We start from the raw sequence: 17,292 nt of genomic DNA on the forward strand, positions 1-17,292 counted from the left end.
AAAATCTGGGGCCGCGCGCGAGGAGCGCTCGAACACCGGCCCAAAAGGCTGGCAGGGGCCACGCCACGACGCCTAAACCCAACCAGCACAATCGCATTGGAACCGGTTGCCGATTCGAATCGGCGGTAGTGACGTTCACTGTCGTCATCTCGTGTGCTCATCCTCGCTGAACCTGCCGTGCACTGCCCCGCAACGATCCATGTGCGGACCCTTGACTCTCACTCCCCGGCGTTTCGACTCACACCCACAATGTCGCGGGATGTACTAAGTTGAGTAGTAGCAGCTCGGCTAGCGGCGGCGGCAGACACGCTCGAGTGTCGCAGCGTCGGTCGGGAACAACTGCGAGCGGGCAATAATTGCCTCTTCGAAGGAGCCGCCGTATGGGGGGTAGCGAAGGAGCGTCCGGGCGCTCATCAGCGATGCCTGCCGCGACGCGAACCCGGTCGACGAGCGCCCGCGCAACCCACCGTGGCGCGGTGGTCGCCTCCCCTCGGTCCCCCTGGTGACAACCGAAACCGGGCCGGGTGCGGTGCCGTGCTCACCGTGCGTCGCCCGACTGCACTCCCCCGAGGAACGCCTGCACTATTTGCGGGCACGGGTCCTCGAGGAGACCGACCCGTTGGTGACGGTCACGCACCTGCTGCACCTATGCCGCGACGAACACCGCGTGCTGTGGGCCCAGGCCGCCGATCCCGACATCCGCGCCGCGGTGACCTCGCTCGTTGCCCCGGTGCGCGTGATCGCCGAGTCGGCCGCCGCGCACGCCGAGCTGGACGAGCCAATGCGCGCAGCGCTAGCCGGTGCGCTGGTCGCTGCGGACGGGGTCGCTCCGGTGACGATTGCCCACGCACTGGCACTGCTCGTGGACGAGCACTATAGGGAGCACCTGGTGGCGTCATTTCACCGGCGCAGCCCCTACCAGCCCGCCGTCGGCGACCCGATTCCGCTGGGTGCGCCCGATATCCGATCAGTGATGGATATGCGCCCGACGGCACCGCCATGGCGACTGGCGAACCGCTTCGACGAGACGCGCCATGTTCGGCTGGCCGGCGAATGGGCCACCCAATTTCGGGTCGTGTTCGACTACAGCCTCTTCGGTGCGCTGCAGGGCATCGTCACCAAAGACACCATCATCGCGACATGCCATCCCAACCGGGGCCTCGATGACTTCGGGCTACCCGCAGACCCGGCCCTGGCGGCGTTCCCCATCCAGGCGACCGATCCACGTCGACAGCACCAGGTCATCGAGCAGCTGATCGGCATGGCCGTACACGCCGGGGCCTCGATCGTGGTGCTGCCGGAGCTATGTGTGAGCGAGCCGCAGGCTCGAACACTGCAGCAGTGGGTTCGTCGCGACGATGGACCGCGCCTGCTGATCGCCGGCAGTTATCACCACGTGTCCGGTTCGCCGCGCCGGCGCCGCAATACCGCAATCGGCTGGGTTCGTGGATATCCCGGCCAGCTGACGCACGACAAGCATTCTCCGGCCGAATATCCGATCAATGAAGACATCCAGCCAGAGGGCTGGCCGGAACTGCGGATCTACATCAGCGCCGACGGTTGGCACCTGGCGATCGCCATCTGCCGCGACCTTCTCAACCCGCAGGCAGTGCACACACTCAGCGAGGCGGGCGCCAACCTTGTGCTGGCGCCCGCGATGAGCGAACGCCTCACACCGTTCACGGGCCAGATCGCCCACCTGGTCGGCTCTGGCCAAGCGCTGGTGGCCATGGCCAACAACCCTGCCGACTGGATCGATGCTCACAACCATGACGTGCACCATCCGGCCCGGGCGCTGTTCGGCCACCCAGGGCTGGGCCAGCAGACCCGCCTGGTCGCCTCCCCCAATTCAGAGCCCGGTATCGCCACCATGCACGTGCACTCAGCACTGATCGGCTGGGCCAGCGCCGATGACGGCACTTCGCCGCCACACCGCGGCTCAACACCACAGCCGCCGTCGCCGAATGTGTTGCCGCAGTGGGCGCAGTCGCTGGCCACCACGCTGCAACGGCGTTACCAAGCTCTCGCGCAGCATCTCCCGGATCCGTTGCGGCTGCGCCCCGCGGCGGTGCTCGTCCTTCTCACCGACGGGCCCACAGGACCGCTGGTGGCGCTGACCGAGCGGGCCTCGGATCTCACCGACTATCCCGGCCGACTTACCTTCCCCGGCGGTGGCCAAGACCCCGCCGACACCAGTGCAGTCAGCACCGCGCTGCGCGAAGCCGCCGAGGAAACCGGCCTCGACCCCGCCAGCGTGCACGTTCTGGGTGTCTTGCCGTCGATGACCGACCCCGAGTCGAAATTCCTGGTCACCCCGGTGCTGGCCTGGTCGGCAAAGCCGCACTACCCCGGGCCCGTCAACGTCGCCGAGGTGAGCTGTGTCCGCCAACTACCCCTAAGTGGGATCGGCGCCCGCCAGAACGACGACGGTGACCTGCCTGCCGCGTCATGCCTGCCGGACAGCGCGCAACTGGGGCAGCCCCGCCTCGGTGTCCTGACCGCTGCGGTGATCGACATCGTGCTGGCCCTGCTCGACCGTCACCCACCCGGGCGGGCGGAAAAATGACCTTAGTCTGGCGGGTCGCTTCCGTTGTCCCCTTGAACCCCGGTCGTCGCGCAGCCCATCGTGGAGCCAGTCCGTCCCTGACGGGGAAGGTGAGGCGCGCGATGAGGCGCACCACTGCACGAGCACTGGTTGACACGGCACTGCCGATGGCCGTCGTGACCCACCGCGGTTGCTCCTCACCGCCACCCCTTCCCGGATGCCCGCCATCCTCGGCAACCGTGGCCGCCCCCAGCGCACATCTCGCTGAAACAGCCGTCATGCCAGCGCCGCCGCGCCACCAACACCGCACCTCAGCGACCCACCGAGGACTCAATGAAGGGAGTCACCGTGGACGACAAGGCACCTACCGCACTCAACCACAGAGCATCCGTCGCATCTGATACCGCACCGGTGCTCACCGCCGAGGGCATCGAGAAGTCGTTCCGGCGGGGCATGTGGCCGATGTCGCAACGTCACAGCGTGCTGAAGGGCGTCGATCTGACACTTAGTCCAGGCGAAGTCGTCGGTCTGGTCGGTGAAAACGGTTCGGGCAAGTCGACGATCATGAAAATCCTGGTGGGTGAACTGGCCGCCGATGCCGGCACCGTGACACACGCCGGAGTGCTGGGTTACTGCCCGCAGCAACCGGTGGTGTATGAGCGGCTGACCTGTGATGAGCACATCGAACTATTCGCCCGCGCCTACCGGATGACCCATGAGGCGGAGCGGCGTGCGCGCCGAGACCTGTACGCGGCGTTGGGATTTGAACGCTACGCCGGCACGAGGGCCGATCGGCTCTCCGGCGGGACCCTGGCCAAGCTGAATCTCACGCTGGCGATGCTGGCTAATCCGCAGGTGCTGCTGCTCGATGAGCCCTACGCCGGTTTCGACTGGGACACCTATCTGAAGTTCTGGGACCTGGTGGGCCAACGCCGCGCCGAAGGCAGGTCCGTTTTAATCATCAGCCACTTCGTCGCCGATGAGCAGCGCTTCGACCGCATCGTTCAGTTATGTGAGGGGCGCCTTTGCGCTGGGCGAACAGCAGCGCCATGACCACCGCCGAGCATGAACAGTGGCGACCCGCATTGCTGTTGACGCGCAGCTTCATCGCCGACTATGTGCGCAATCCCGTCAACCTGATCGTCCTGGTGCTGGTTCCGCTGGTGTTCGTGGTGGTCGCAGCACGCTCGCTGGCCGACGCGATGGAGCTGCTGGGCGGCAAAATCGGGCCCGCACTGGAAACCGTCACGGCGGGCTGGGCGGCCGGATTCCTGTCCAGCCTGGCGATGTACTTCCAGGTCCGGTCGGCGCGCGCCGCCGACCGGCGCATGCTCGTCGCCGGATTACCACCCGTGCGGTTAATCGCGGCCCGCACAAGCACTGGTCTGCTGCTGGCCGGGCTGGTGTCGGCGGTGGCGCTCATCGCGCTGGCGGTGCGTATCGGTATCGACAACCCTGGCCGAGTGGTCGTCGGCACGCTGATGTTCGCGCTGATCTACCTGGCGATCGGGGCGCTCGTCGGTGTGGTGATCGCCAACCCGGTCAACGGTGCGGTGGTGATTTTGTTCATCTGGATGGTCGACGTGTTCTTCGGTCCCGGTGGCAGCGGCGGCGACATGTTGCTATCGCGATTCTTTCCTACACATTTCGTCACCTTGTGGATGGTGGATTTACCGTCGCACCATGGCGGGCGGCTCGGCGATCTGGGTATCGCGGCGAGCTGGGTTCTCGGCGCGGGGGTCGCCGGTGCTGCGGTATTGGCGGCTAACTCGCGCACCGCTGGTCGCAAACACCGTCCCTCGGGCCAGTTCGTGACCGCGGTACGGCTCGGTCTGGTCGACCTTCGGCGCAACCCTGTGCTGTTGGTGCTGCTGGTCATCGTGCCCGCGGTGTTCGTGCTGCTGGCCAAGGCCACCACCCCGGCGCGTACCCTCATCGTGGCGGTGACCGACAACGGCATCAGCACCAACCAGTCATTCTGGTTCCCCGAAGTGCACGCCGGAACCATGGCCCCGATCGCGGTCGGATCGCTGGCCGCGCTGGCCGGCATGTTCGTCGTGGTCGACTCGGCGGCCGGAGACCGGCGGCTCAGCATCGCCGGTTACCACACCGGCGTGGCTGTGACCGCCCGACTGAGTGTGGTCGCCGCGGCCGTCGTGGTGATCTGTGCGGCCGCGCTCGCAGTGACCGCCACCGTGTTCACCGCCCGCCAGTGGGTCGGCTTCGCCGCGGCCAACCTCGGCCTAGGAGCGACCTACGCCCTGATCGGCGTCATCATCGGCCCACTGTTCGGCCGGGTGGCTGGCGTCTTTGTCGCCTTCCTCGTGCCGTTCCTCGACCTCGGTATCGCCCAAAGTCCGATGCTTCGCCCCATCCCGGCGACCTGGGCACAGGCGCTGCCGGGCTACGGCTGGACCAAGGTGCTGTTCGACACCGGCTTGACCCCGCACTTCGACCAGACCGGACCGCTGCTCGCCGCGATGGCGTGGCTGGTGGTCTTATCGGGCGCTGCTGGGCTGGTGCTGTCTCGTGGGCAACACCGATGACTGTTGATCACGCCCATGCGCTGGTGACGCGACGCCTCCGATGCTCAGTGCCGACCGCGGTCAGCCATCAGCGGCCGCGTTGCAGACCCCGCGGGGCCACCACGGTCACGTTGATCGCTCGCGAACCCAGACGCCGCTGCAGCCACGAAAACCGGGACATGGCACGGTGAAAGGGGCAGAGCACCGCTGCGCGGTAGAACAACACGAGCCTCTGATCGCCGCCACGGGCACACGGCGGGCTGCGCGACCACCGACCCGGGCGCAGGGGGCTGCCGAGGCGGGCCCACGTGCCCGCATCAGGAGCACGCCGCGGGGCCCGGGCCAGGTTAGGCGCCGGCGCGGCGTGATCGGCATCAGGACTTAGGGCTCTACCGCGGCGCCCTGTGGCCGGCGTAGACAGCAAAGGTGGCGTACAGGTGGTCGCGGTGACAAGCCCGCCGGTGACGTTCGGCAAGGTGCTTGGGTATCTGCGGGGACACCATTTCGCGGTGCTGTCAAGTAGTGACGTGGCGGGAGTGCCGGCGTCGGCCGGCGTCACCTATGGGACGTCGGAATCGGCACTAGTGATCTACGTGATGACGCGCCGGCATCTGCAGAAGGCCCGAAACATCGCCGCTAATCCGCAGGTGTCTGTGGTTGTTCCGCTGACCAGGCGGCTGATGTGGTTCCTTCCTCCCCCGACCGTTCAGCTGCGTGGGCATGCCGAACTGCTGGATTGGACCGACGAGGAGGGCACCAGGGTTTTTCAGCGCTTCTGGCTCGGGCGGCGAATCCTGCGGGCGTACCGGGAATTCCATCGCCGCGGCGAACAGCGGATCTGCTTCATCCGGATCACCCCGGACCCCGCCATCCACACCTACCTGGTGGGATCGTCTGTCTGGCAGGTCCGGCGCCGGATGGAATCCGGCGCGGCCACCGTCGTCCAACCAGCCGTCGTCGACTGACCCCGAATTCAGGCCGTTCCCAGGACAAACGAGTAGAAACGTCCGGTTAGAGCCGATTCGGCCAGCACACCGTAGGTGACGGGCGACTGGAACTTAATCAGGATCGGCTTCGCCACCCCAACGGTCGCACCGTTGGAAGGAGGATCGAATGACGGCGCTCCAAACGGTGGCTCGCCGACCCGGGGAGTCAACAGATCAGCCGCCTGGGCGCGGGCCAGCGCCCCGGGAAACGCAGAATGAGCCCCAGGCGGGTCCACCGGAGGACGGGGTGCACGTGGCGCCGGCAGCTCGGCGGCCCGTTCGCGCGGTGCCTGAACCGGCTGGCCCAGCGCGGACGCATTGGTCGAAGCCAGACCGGCGGCGCCCAGGGCGGCGCGAGCTGTCCTGGCTCAGCGCGACATTGCCGACCTCCAGTCTTGGACTTCTGGCGTGGGTAACCACAGGCGTCGCACCACCGCGCTGGACGCCGAAGCAATCGGTTAACCGCAAGACCGTCCGCGGCAGTGAATGGCTACCGCCGGCGCTGCGACCTCCCCGCGAACCTACTGTCCTGATTAGTACGAAGGAAGACAGTAGAGGGCCGCAGTGCTCATCAGGTGCGGCATGCGAGTGCCTCACAACCGTTAATGCGGGCGACATTGCCCTCCCGCGGTATACCCCTGTAGGGTATGTACGGCTTCTGTCGAGACCAGCTGGTCGAGGAGGGACAATGAAGCTCAATGCGTTCGAGCGCGCCGCGATGAACAACCCCGTCCGCGCCGCGCATCAACACCACCGTGAGGCGGCTTGGTTCCGCCGGTTGTCCGGGGGCGGGTTGTCGGGCCAACAGGTCCTCGAAGTTGGCTGCGGGCGAGGTGTAGGCGCTGAAGTAATCCTCGATCGACTCGGTGCTGCATGGGTCGCGGCGTTTGACCTGGACGAATCCATGGTGGAACTGGCGCAAAGGCGATTGCACGGCCGGCCGGTACAACTGTCGGTCGGCGATGTGTGCGAGATCGCGCAGCCCACCGCGAGCGTTGACGCGGTCGTGGACTTTGGGATCATTCACCACGTCCCGGACTGGCAGCAGGCGGTGGCGGAGATCGCCCGGGTGCTACGCCCTGGCGGGCTGGTCTTGTTTGAAGAGGTGCCGCGCGAAATGCTCGATACTTGGGCGTTTCGGACCTTCACCGTGCATCCCCACGAAAATCGTTTTCAGCCGGGGGATTTCGCAGACGAATTGGCGCGCAACGGCCTTCACGGCAGCGGCGAGATCGAGCGCCACCTCGGTGGCATGGTGTTTGTCGGAGCGGTACGAAAAACCGAACCGGCACCCTAAGAGATTGAGGAGCCGAGGCGTGTGCCTGCACCACGCCGGCCGGGTCCGTCGGCGCACGCGATGAACAGCACCATAAACGTTCAATCGCCATGACCCGGACCGACGTCAACCGGGTCAAAACACAGCGGTCTCACCGCTGACCGTGCTCAGACGTCCTCGGTGGGTCAGGTCACCACTTCGGTGCGGAAGTCTGGCGGCGCAGCGAAGCGCATTGACGGCAATCACCGCATTCTGGCCCTTCAGGATCTTCAACCGTTCGGCTACGCGCGCCAAACCGGCAACACGAACCCCAAAACCGGGCCAGCCGACCTGCCGACCTGCCGACGACGTGGTACCTGAAAAATCAGGCACTGTTTGATTACATTACGGACGTTACCTTTGTGGCTGGTGTTTACTAACGAGGCTCAGGTGACATACGGTCGGAACTACGTACGGATCTCCTCCGTAGGTCATCGACACAATCGACTAGGAATGGTCGTGATCGGTATCTTTCGCGCCGGGCTGATTCTCGGGCTTGTCGGGCTGCTGCTGGGCATCGCAGGTCCCGCGGCCGCCAGCGCCGACGTGAACCAGTGGGATCCGACGCTTCCAAAGGCAGTCAGCGCCGGTGCGCCCGGCGACCCGCTCGCAGTCGCGAATGCATCATTGCAGGCCAGCAGCCTCGCCACCCAGACCGCTGTGGATCTCGGCCGCAAGTTCCTCGCCGGTCTGGGCGTTGCCGGGAACACGACCAGCGTCACCGGGCGGATCAATCGAGTGAACGGTACGCAGGCCATCGAGTACGTGATTCGGCGAGCGGGCTCGCAGATGGGTGTGCCCTACTCGTGGGGTGGAGGCAGCCTTACCGGCCCCAGCCAAGGGGTCGACGACGGCGCAGAGACCGTAGGGTTCGACTGCTCCGGTCTGACACGATATGCATTCGCTGGCGTCGGCGTGCTGCTTCCTCGCTTCTCCGGTGATCAATACACCGCGGGCCGCCACGTTCCACCCTCACAAGCCAAACGCGGTGACCTGCTGTTCTGGGGTCCCGGCGGCAGTCAGCACGAGGCCCTCTATCTCGGCGGAGGACAGATGCTCGAAGCTCAACAAAACGGTGTACCCGTGACGATCTCGCCGGTGCGCACCAACGGGATGACGCCATACGTGACCCGAGTTATCGAGAGCTGAGTCACGCGTCGTGCAGCGCACGGGCTCACGGTTCCCAGCACGCCGAAGGGCGGACTGCGCGATCGATCCCCACAGCCATCCGCCCCAAGCTCGACCCGGAAACCGTTACGCCATCGACTACGATTACTGGGATGGCTGCGGCATCTGCATCGCGGAATGTCCGAGCGGCGCCATTGAAATGAACCCCGAGCAAACTTGATCCGCTTGTTCACAGGAACTTCTATGGTGACGCGACAGACGACCGTGGTAGTTCACTACCGGCGCAGTGCCATTGAGCGCAAACGCCACCTATTTCGCCCATTCCGCGTTGACACACTCCTGCCGACGAAAAATGTGCAACCCCGTGTCCCGTGATGTGCCACCCAGCCACACCACTCGCGAAGGGCGCCCGCAGGGAAGGTACTGGCAGCTGCGCTGGGTGATCCTGGGCATCACCGTTGCGGTGGTCGGCATCGAACTCGTACTGGTGTGGGACCAGTTGGCGCGCGCGTGGCGCAGCGTGTTCACCGCCAAATGGTGGTGGGTGTTGGCCGCCGTGTTCGCCGCACTGGCGTCGATGCACAGCTTCGCCCAAATTCAGCGCACGCTGTTGCGCTCGGCGGGTGTGAAGGTAAAGCAATGGCGCTCGGAGGCAGCCTATTACGCGGGTAACGCGTTGAGCGCCACGCTTCCAGGCGGTCCGGTGTTGTCGGCAACCTTCATCTACCGTCAGCAGCGCAGGTGGGGCGCCTCGCCCGTGGTTGCGTCGTGGCAGCTGGTGATCGCGGGCGTGCTGCAGGTTGTCGGCCTGGCGTTTCTCGGGTTAGCTGGGGCGTTTCTACTCGGCGCAAGGAGCAACCCGTTTTCGCTGATTTTCACCCTTGGAGGCTTTGTCGCGTTGATCGTGCTTGCCCAAGCCGTCGCGTCACGCCCCGACCTGATTGACGGGGTCGGGGTACACGTCCTGGCATCCATCAACGCATTGCGCGCGAAACCGCCCGACCACGGAGTGCATCGATGGCACGAAACACTCAGCCAACTTAAGGCGGTCCATCTGAGCCGCCGCGAGCTCGGCGCTGCGTTCGGCTGGTCGATGCTCAACTGGGTCGCAGACGTGGTGTGCCTATTGTTTGCCGCGTGGGCCGCCGGCGGTGTGCCGTCGCTGGCCGGATTGACCGTCGCCTACGCCGCAGCCCGCGCGGTCGGATCGATCCCACTGATGCCCGGTGGCCTGCTCGTCGTTGAGGCAGTACTGGTCCCCGGCCTAGTGTCCAGCGGCATGTCGGCGCACCACGCGATTTCGGCGATGCTGATTTACCGGATCATCAGCTGGCTGTTCATCGCCGCCATCGGCTGGGTGCTGTTCTTCGTCCTGTTCCGCACCGAAAGCCAAATCGACCCGGATCCCGCTGACGGAGGCGGCACCGACGCCGAACCGAAGCGCGCCGCGGACGACGTCTGAGCGCCCGGCGAACGCCACCAACCCGGCCGCGGCGACGGTCTTCGTCGCCTCCGATTTGTGGCGACATCGCCCGAGTCGCGACCAGTGCTAACGTCGGTCCGTGACCGCAAACGAGGCCACCCCGCTGCGCATCGGCATCCTCGGCGCGGCGCGCGTCGCACCAATGGCGCTGATCAAGCCGGCCTCAACAAGCGACGAGGTCGTGGTCGCCGCAGTAGCCGCACGCGACACCTCACGTGCACATGCCTTCGCCGCCAAACACGACATCGCGCGGGTGCACGAGAGCTACGAGGCACTGATCGCCGACCCGGAGCTAGAAGCTATCTACGTCCCGCTGCCGAACAGCTTGCACGGGCGCTGGACCCGAGCCGCACTGGCAACCGGCAAGCACGTGCTCTGCGAAAAACCGTTCACCGCCAACGCCGCCGAAGCGGGTCAGGTAGCCGAACTCGCTGCAACGTCCGATCGGGTGGTGATGGAGGCGTTCCATTACCGCTACCACCCGCTGTTTCTACGAATTGAGCAGATCATCGCCTCGGGCGAACTCGGCAAGCTCGAGCGCGTCGAGGCGACGTTGTGCTATCCCCTGCCGATGTCGTCCGATATCCGCTACAACTACTCGCTCGCCGGCGGTGCGACGATGGACGCCGGCTGCTACGCGGTGCACATGGCTCGCACGTTCGGCGGCGGAACCCCGGAAGTCCTTTGGGCACAAGCGAAGTTGCGCGAGAAGAATGTCGACCGGGCCATGACGGCGGAGTTGCAGTTTCCAGGCGGGCCCACCGGCCGGATCCACTGCTCGATGTGGTCGGCGCACCTCCTGCAGATGAGCGCCAAGGTGGTCGGTGACCGCGGTGAGCTGCGGGTGATCAATCCCTTCATGCCTCAGCTCTTCCACCGGCTCTCCATCCGATCAGCCAACGGCAAACGCGTGGAGCGGTTTTCGCGCCGAGCGTCTTACGCCTACCAACTCGACGCATTCGCCGCAGCGGTGCTGCGCGACGAATCAGTCAAAACGACGCCGCAGGACGCGGTCGAGAACATGACCGTCATCGACGCAATTTATCGCACTGCCGGCCTGTCGCTGCGCGAGCCCAGCTGAGCGTACGAGACAGCTGTCCCCGGTGGGTTGGTCACCCGAGCGATCACAGCGAGCCACCTCACCGCGAACGCTTCGTGTCAGTCGAGCAGCCCCGGATCGAGCAATGCTCCCGCCCGCAGCAGTCAATCAAGGCTGAGGGCAATCGCAGTCGTTAATCTACAACGCGCGTTCTACCGAAGTCTCGTTCATCATCAGCAACCAGCACGTCGGCAACGGGGATATGGGGCGCCCTAAAGTGCCGCCTTTGCCAAGATCGATCATATTTTTAGCAGCATGCACGCCCACCCGAGGTCGCGCCTGCGCCGCCGCAATCAACGGTCGCTGGCCAGTGAAGATCAAGCGCAGCGTCCATGTTCACCCCGATGGGCAGCAATGGGGCACCCCGATGGGCAGCAATGTTTCAGACCGATACGACCGTCCAGGTGGATCATGCCCGCACGAAGATAACCGCTGCGCACCTCGGCAGCGGGGGCGGTGATTTCGCGGAGATGCCGGTCGCCGCTGGCGCTCGGGATCAGGCCGGGACCGGGGTCGGTTCGGGGGATACCGAGGCACGCAGGCAACCGCGTTCGGACTACACCTTCTCAGGCCGGTCTGCTCATCGAAAGCCACCGCCACCCTCCAGGACCGCGGCGTTTGTGGACCTCCGCCGTACGGCCGGTGCGGCGACAGTGCACAGCGGCGATGGACCGCAGGTCGAGTCCGCCAACGCGAAGTCTGCGTAGACGATCAGCGTGGCGGCGTGCTCAGGCTGGAAGTAGGGGTTGGGCCCGCACGCATACGGATTTTCAAAACCGTTGCCAGGAAATCGAATCGCCTACCTCCCGGCACAACGACTCGTAGCTCAGCCAGTATCGGAACTTCAAAGACATCATCCGCAGGCAGATCTCCACCGGGACCCAACGACGCCCGAGCCGAGCATCGAAATGCGACACGAACCGAGCGAACAACACCGGATCGTCCAGCAGCGTGGTCCACCCGAGCCAATTCGGCCGGCAACACCAGCAGCTCCGACGGCAATATTGCATCCCACAAGGACAACTGGTCATTCACAGTTCTGAGCAACGATGGCGTCGATCCCCTCTTGCCTAGGGGTTCGAGGCCATCATCTCGTCAAACGACATCCAACTCAGCCACCGCCACGCTCCGAATCTTTAGGTCGAAGTAACTAGGCGGGGTCGACTTTCGAGCGACGGGCTCATGGCCCCCAGCGGCCGGTCAGACAAGTTGCTGCACAACCTCATCCGCACACATGTCCCGATTAGGGGTGCCCGGCGGTGGGTCGGTGATCGTGGTCGCGGTCATCCGAGCCGGAGTTGTCGCGTCCGGATCCCCCGTGCCCGCCATGCATGCCGCCCATCATAAACATCATCATCAGTGGGCAGACCAGGATGACGAGGCCGATGATGAGGAGCGACGAGATGGGAACTCCGGTGAACGCCAATCCGACGACGACGATGGCGGCGGCGAGTGCATACAACGGCAGGTGTTGGCGCTTCATGATGATGTCCTTCCGGGAGTTGCTTCTAATGGTGAGCGCGCCAGCCGCCCGACGCTAGGGCATCAGGTCACCTCGATCGCCACCCAAAGTCCTATGCAACCTAGTAGTTGGCCGCTGAAACTACTGCTCTCGTTCCGCGTGGGCGGCCCCGGCTCGGGTGTGGCGCGACGCGGGCCGGCTGGCATTGACAACTGAGGCGGCCGACGCCGCCGAAGCGCTCGATCGCATAGGCCACCGGATCTGCCATCACCGCAAAGGCGAAGGCCACCAACACCACCCACCATGCCTGCAGACCACCGTGTTGCCGTTATATGACGAAGGTCGGCCTCCAACTCCCCCGATCGCCCGGTGGGCCGGGGCGGTTGGCATGGGATCGCCAGGTGAACCTCCGTGCCGACGCCGTGACGGTACCCCACCTCACCCCGGTGGCCCCGTGCCGCTTTGGCTACCGGGTTCTCGGATTGGTCCATCGCGACCACCCACCGGTTAGGGTCGGCGGGTGAACGCTTCCCCGTGTCCTGCACCGGTGCAGTCGGAGGGCGCGGGCAGCAAACGGGGCTCTATCACGGTCGTCGGGTTGGATCTGTTCGGTTTGGCGTTCGCATTGTTTTTCTTCGCGTGGAGTCTAAGTCCGTCGCTGCTGCCAAGGGATTGGTTGTTCCAGGGCATTGTCAGCGGCATCACGAGCGTAACGGGCTACGGTGCTGGCCTACTGGTCGTTTTCCCGGTGCGCCGGTGGATTGAGCCACTGGTCTTGTGGTGCTCGCAGCAACGAACGTTCCAGGTTGTCGCAGACGTCGTCGGCGTCGTCCTGGCTCCGACCACGGTAGTGGCCACGCTGCTCGTCGCCGGGAACTGGCAGCGCGATATCGACACACTCATGGGGATGCCGCCGATGGTCACCGTTGCGTATCTGCGCACCGGACTTATCAGCGTCGCGATCTTCGTGACCGTACTTGTGCTCTCCCGCGGGCTGCGGCGGGTAGCGCGTCGGATTGCGCGACTGCTCAGCGAACGCCTCCATATGCCCACCACCCTGGCACATGCGTTCGCGCCGGTCGTGGTGGCCGTCGCTGTCGCGCTGTTCGTCAACGAAGTCCTTCTGACCGGAAGTTCCGAGGCCGCCCGCCGCGTCTTCGGGGCGCTGAACAACAGCACGCAACAGGGGGTTGTTCAGCCGGCTGAAGCCGAACGTTCCGGCAGCCCGGCGTCGGCGGCGAGATGGAACACGCTGGGCCTGCAGGGCCGTTCATTCGTCGACGGCGGCCTGAGGTCGGCAGAACTCGCCAAAATCAACGGTGCCCCAGCGCGCGAACCAATTCGGGTCTACGCCGGTTTGCAGTCCGCACCGGACACTGCGGCCCGGGTGAAGATGATCCTCGATGAGCTTGATCGCACCAAAGCCTGGGAGCGGCAGATCCTCGTCGTGGTCGGTACCACCGGAACTGGCTGGGTCAATCCAGTCGCAGCCGAGTCTATTGAATTGATGTACAACGGCAACTCGGCCATCGCGGCGATGCAGTACTCGTTTTTGCCCAGCTGGATTTCCTTCCTCGTCGACCGCTCCGCCGCCGCGGCAGCGGGCGAAGCGCTGATCAACGCCGTTCATCAGCGGTGGTCAATGATGCCCGAGAGCAGACGTCCCCGTCTGGTGATCTTTGGCGAAAGCCTCGGGTCCCAGTCGGCGGAGGCCGCCTACGGCGATCTCCCGGACCTACGCCGATCGGTCGACGGAGCCCTGTTTGTGGGACCACCGAACTCCAACCGCCTCTGGCGCGACATTGAGGACCGACGCGACCCCGGCACTCCCGAGGTTCTGCCCACCTACGCCGGAGGACTCATCGCCAGGTTTGCGTCGAACAGGAACAACCTTGCTGTGGCGGAAACGAATTCGCCGCACACGACCGCCGGGCCGTGGCCGCAACCACACGTGTTGTACCTGCAGCACGCATCCGACCCCATCGTGTGGTGGAGCCCCAAGCTGCTGTGGTCGCGGCCGGACTGGCTGGCCGAAGCGCCCGGACCCGACCGGATCGGCGCGATGCGATGGTACCCGATCGTGACGTTCTGGCAGGTAACCGCCGATCTCATGCGGGCACAATCACAACCACCGGGGTACGGGCACAACTACGACGACCTGATTCCCTACGCGCTGGCCGCGGTTGCCGCGCCACCGGGCTGGACGCCAGCCGACACCCAGCGGATCTCAGAAGCCGTTGCGGTGATGCCGCCGAACCGCTGAGTCACAGATCGGCCAAGCGCACGCGTGCCGCCTTGCACCGTCGTGCGTAGTAGCAGCCGCCGTCGCGCAGTGGAACACCATCGCCGGAAATGTACAGACTTACTCCTACCGGTCGTAACACGTTCTAGCGCCGGCTAATCGCTATCGGCTGGGTGTGAAACGCCGTAGCCGCAGACTGTTGCTCACCACGAACGCCGAACTGAAGGCCATCGCCGCGCCGGCGATCAACGGGTTGAGCAGACCGGCGGCCGCCAAAGGCAGTGCCGCGACGTTGTAGGCGAACGCCCAAAACAGGTTGCCCTTGATCGTGCGCAAAGTGGCACGCGCCAGGCGGATGGCGTCCGGTGCGGCGCGCAGGTCACCCCGTACCAGGGTGATGTCGGAGGCTTCGATCGCGACGTCGGTGCCGGTGCCCATGGCCAAGCCGAGGTCGGCCTGCGCCAGCGCGGCAGCGTCGTTGACGCCGTCGCCGACCATCGCCACGACTCGACCCTCGCACTGCAGTTTCTTGATGATGTCGACCTTCTGGGCGGGCAGAACCTCGGCGACGACCTCATCGATGTTGACCTGATCGGCGACGCTGCGGGCGGCCCGGTAATTGTCACCGGTGAGCAACACCGGACGCAGACCGAGGCCGCGCAGTTCGCCGATCGCCGCCACCGAGGTGTCCTTCACAGTGTCGGAGACGACGATCACCGCCCGGATCGCGCCGTCCCACGCGATCCACACCGGGGTGCGGCCCTGTGTCTCCGCCTCGTCGACAACCCGCTGTAGCCGTTCGGGGGCAGTGAGCGCCCACTGTTCGCGCAGCCAGCTGTACCGCCCGGCGAGGACGGCGTGGCCGTCCACAACACCGGAAACACCTTGGCCGCCATGGTTCTCGAAGCCCTCGACGTCGCACAGCGCGCCCAGCCCGGCGGCATGCGCGGCGATGGCCTGACCGATCGGATGTTCGGAGGCGTGCTCGAGAGCACCCGACAGTCGCAGCGCCTGCGCATCGGACTCACCGTCGGCGACGTGCACCGAGGCCACGGCCATCCGGCCGGTGGTGACGGTGCCGGTCTTGTCCAGCACGATCGTGTCGATACGCCGCGTTGACTCGAGGATCTGCGGGCCCTTGATCAGAATGCCGAGTTGGGCACCGCGGCCGGTGCCGACGAGCAGCGCGGTCGGTGTGGCCAGGCCCAGCGCGCACGGGCAGGCGATGATCAGCACCGCGACGGCGGCGGTGAATGCCGCGGTCACCGAATGTCCGGTCACCAGCCAGCCGGCCAGGGTGAGCAGCGCCAGCCCGATCACGATGGGCACAAACACCGCCGAGACCCGGTCAGCGAGGCGCTGCACCTGCGCCTTGCCGTTCTGTGCATCGCTGACCAACCGTGCCATCTGCGCCAGTTGAGTGTCGGCGCCGACGCGGGTGGCGCGCACGACGATCCGCCCGCCGGCGTTGACGGTGGCACCGACGACGCTGTCGCCGGGGCCGACCTCAACGGGGACCGGTTCGCCGGTCAGCATCGACGCGTCGACCGCGGAGGTGCCCGCGATGACGACTCCGTCAGTGGCGATCTTCTCCCCGGGCCGGATGACGAACTCGTCGCCGACAGCGAGTTGGCTGATGGGGATACGGGTTTCGGTCGATCCCTCGCGCAGCACGGCGACATCTTTGACGCCCAAATCGAGCAGCGCGCGCAGCGCCGCGCCGGACTGCCGCTTGGCGCGGGCCTCGAAATACCGGCCGGCAAGGATGAACGTGGTGACCGCAGAGGCGACTTCGAGGTAAATGTGCGGCTCGGCGTTGCCCCTGGTCAGCAGGTCGAACGTCATTGTCATGCCCGTCATGCCGGCGTGGGTGAAGAACAGCGCCCACAGCGACCACAGGTATGCGGCCATGACGCCGACCGAGATCAGGGTGTCCATCGTGGCAGCGCCGTGACGAAGGTTCGTCCATGCCGCCCGGTGAAACGGCAATGCCCCCCACACCACTACGGGCGAGGCCAAGGTCAGCGTCAGCCACTGCCAGTTGTCGAACTGCAGCGCCGGGATCATCGACAACGCCACGACCGGCACCGTGAGCACCGTGGACACGATCAGCCGCTGTCGCCAGCCGGCCGCCTCATCAGGCTCCGCGGACGCTGGCTCCTCGGGTGCCGCTAGCGGCGGACGGGGAAGGGTGGCGGTGTAGCCGGTCGCCTTGACGGCCGCGACGATGTCCTCAGGTGCCACCGTGTCGGCGAAGGTGACCTTCGCTCTCTCGGTGGCGAAGTTGACCGTGGCGCTGACCCCGTCCATCCGGTTGAGCTTCTTCTCGATCCGCGCGGCGCACGAGGCACACGTCATGCCGCCGATCGCGAGTTCGACATCGTGCTGGGGGTGCTCGGCTGACGTGACGTGGGTCGTCATGTGCAGAATTCCCTTTCCACTCAAACATCACGCGACGATGCCTGCGCATCGGGGCTCGCGTCAGGGTTGACGATCACGCCGCAGGA

Annotated in this window: 12 protein-coding genes and 1 pseudogene; 10 read left to right on the forward strand and 3 right to left on the reverse strand. The window is 65.7% G+C overall.

What is annotated here, in order from left to right; translation table 11 throughout:
- Positions 1-502: 502 nt before the first annotated feature.
- The 9 genes from Y900_RS27130 (at position 503) to Y900_RS27170 (ending at position 11,063) form a co-directional block, all read left to right on the forward strand.
- Positions 503-2,566, forward strand: a complete 2,064-nt coding sequence (locus Y900_RS27130; RefSeq protein WP_081845378.1) for an NUDIX domain-containing protein — start codon at positions 503-505, stop codon at positions 2,564-2,566.
- Positions 2,567-3,007: 441 nt separating this feature from the next.
- Positions 3,008-3,598: an ATP-binding cassette domain-containing protein gene (locus Y900_RS27135; RefSeq protein WP_036348924.1), complete on the forward strand. Its 591-nt coding sequence runs from the start codon at positions 3,008-3,010 to the stop codon at positions 3,596-3,598.
- A complete protein-coding gene (locus Y900_RS27140; protein WP_036348926.1) occupies positions 3,595-5,091 on the forward strand; it encodes an ABC transporter permease in 1,497 nt (498 codons plus the stop codon). Before Y900_RS27135 ends, Y900_RS27140 begins: the two co-directional genes overlap by 4 nt.
- Positions 5,092-5,516: 425 nt before the next feature.
- A complete protein-coding gene (locus Y900_RS27145) occupies positions 5,517-6,035 on the forward strand; it encodes a pyridoxamine 5'-phosphate oxidase family protein (RefSeq protein WP_036348928.1) in 519 nt (172 codons plus the stop codon).
- 709 nt (positions 6,036-6,744) lie between these two features.
- The gene (locus Y900_RS27150) at positions 6,745-7,353 is read left to right on the forward strand and encodes a class I SAM-dependent methyltransferase (protein ID WP_036348364.1); all 609 of its coding nucleotides are present in this window, start codon (positions 6,745-6,747) and stop codon (positions 7,351-7,353) included.
- A gap of 471 nt (positions 7,354-7,824) precedes the next feature.
- On the forward strand, positions 7,825-8,520 hold the full coding sequence (gene ripB, locus Y900_RS27160) for an NlpC/P60 family peptidoglycan endopeptidase RipB (RefSeq protein WP_036348370.1): 696 nt from the start codon (positions 7,825-7,827) through the stop codon (positions 8,518-8,520).
- A gap of 10 nt (positions 8,521-8,530) precedes the next feature.
- A complete protein-coding gene (locus Y900_RS33790) occupies positions 8,531-8,719 on the forward strand; it encodes a 4Fe-4S binding protein (protein WP_109751274.1) in 189 nt (62 codons plus the stop codon).
- Positions 8,720-8,863: 144 nt separating this feature from the next.
- The gene (locus Y900_RS27165) at positions 8,864-9,961 is read left to right on the forward strand and encodes a lysylphosphatidylglycerol synthase transmembrane domain-containing protein (protein WP_237752742.1); all 1,098 of its coding nucleotides are present in this window, start codon (positions 8,864-8,866) and stop codon (positions 9,959-9,961) included.
- 163 nt (positions 9,962-10,124) lie between these two features.
- Positions 10,125-11,063 (forward strand): Gfo/Idh/MocA family protein, encoded by a 939-nt coding sequence (locus tag Y900_RS27170; RefSeq protein ID WP_237752779.1) that lies wholly within the window; start codon positions 10,125-10,127, stop codon positions 11,061-11,063.
- A gap of 791 nt (positions 11,064-11,854) precedes the next feature.
- Here Y900_RS27170 and Y900_RS27180 read toward each other — a convergent pair.
- Together Y900_RS27180 and Y900_RS27185 are read right to left on the reverse strand one after the other, a co-directional pair.
- Positions 11,855-12,128 (reverse strand): annotated as a pseudogene (locus Y900_RS27180) (transposase); the annotation flags it as partial.
- Between the two features lie 196 nt (positions 12,129-12,324).
- On the reverse strand, positions 12,325-12,564 hold the full coding sequence (locus Y900_RS27185; RefSeq protein WP_036348380.1) for a DUF2933 domain-containing protein: 240 nt from the start codon (positions 12,562-12,564) through the stop codon (positions 12,325-12,327).
- A 526-nt stretch (positions 12,565-13,090) separates the two neighbouring features.
- On the opposite strand from Y900_RS27185, the gene Y900_RS27190 reads away from it, so the two are divergent.
- The gene (locus Y900_RS27190; RefSeq protein WP_051660498.1) at positions 13,091-14,806 is read left to right on the forward strand and encodes an alpha/beta hydrolase; all 1,716 of its coding nucleotides are present in this window, start codon (positions 13,091-13,093) and stop codon (positions 14,804-14,806) included.
- 141 nt (positions 14,807-14,947) lie between these two features.
- Here Y900_RS27190 and Y900_RS27195 read toward each other — a convergent pair whose 3' ends face one another.
- Positions 14,948-17,206, reverse strand: a complete 2,259-nt coding sequence (locus Y900_RS27195; protein WP_036348383.1) for a heavy metal translocating P-type ATPase — start codon at positions 17,204-17,206, stop codon at positions 14,948-14,950.
- Positions 17,207-17,292: the final 86 nt, after the last annotated feature.

Origin of the sequence: Mycolicibacterium aromaticivorans JS19b1 = JCM 16368 (genome assembly GCF_000559085.1) — a bacterium.
In the GTDB taxonomy this organism is placed as follows: Bacteria; Actinomycetota; Actinomycetes; order Mycobacteriales; family Mycobacteriaceae; genus Mycobacterium; species Mycobacterium aromaticivorans.

What these genes read in the sequence shown, in the direction of transcription:
- Y900_RS27185 (WP_036348380.1), bottom strand. Translation starts at nt 12,564, where the DNA reads ATGAAGCGCCAACACCTGCCGTTGTATGCACTCGCCGCCGCCATCGTC.
- Y900_RS27195 (WP_036348383.1), bottom strand. Translation starts at nt 17,206, where the DNA reads ATGACGACCCACGTCACGTCAGCCGAGCACCCCCAGCACGATGTCGAA.
- Y900_RS27135 (WP_036348924.1), top strand. Translation starts at nt 3,008, where the DNA reads ATGTCGCAACGTCACAGCGTGCTGAAGGGCGTCGATCTGACACTTAGT.
- ripB (WP_036348370.1), top strand. Translation starts at nt 7,825, where the DNA reads ATGGTCGTGATCGGTATCTTTCGCGCCGGGCTGATTCTCGGGCTTGTC.
- Y900_RS27150 (WP_036348364.1), top strand. Translation starts at nt 6,745, where the DNA reads ATGAAGCTCAATGCGTTCGAGCGCGCCGCGATGAACAACCCCGTCCGC.
- Y900_RS27170 (WP_237752779.1), top strand. Translation starts at nt 10,125, where the DNA reads ATGGCGCTGATCAAGCCGGCCTCAACAAGCGACGAGGTCGTGGTCGCC.
- Y900_RS27140 (WP_036348926.1), top strand. Translation starts at nt 3,595, where the DNA reads ATGACCACCGCCGAGCATGAACAGTGGCGACCCGCATTGCTGTTGACG.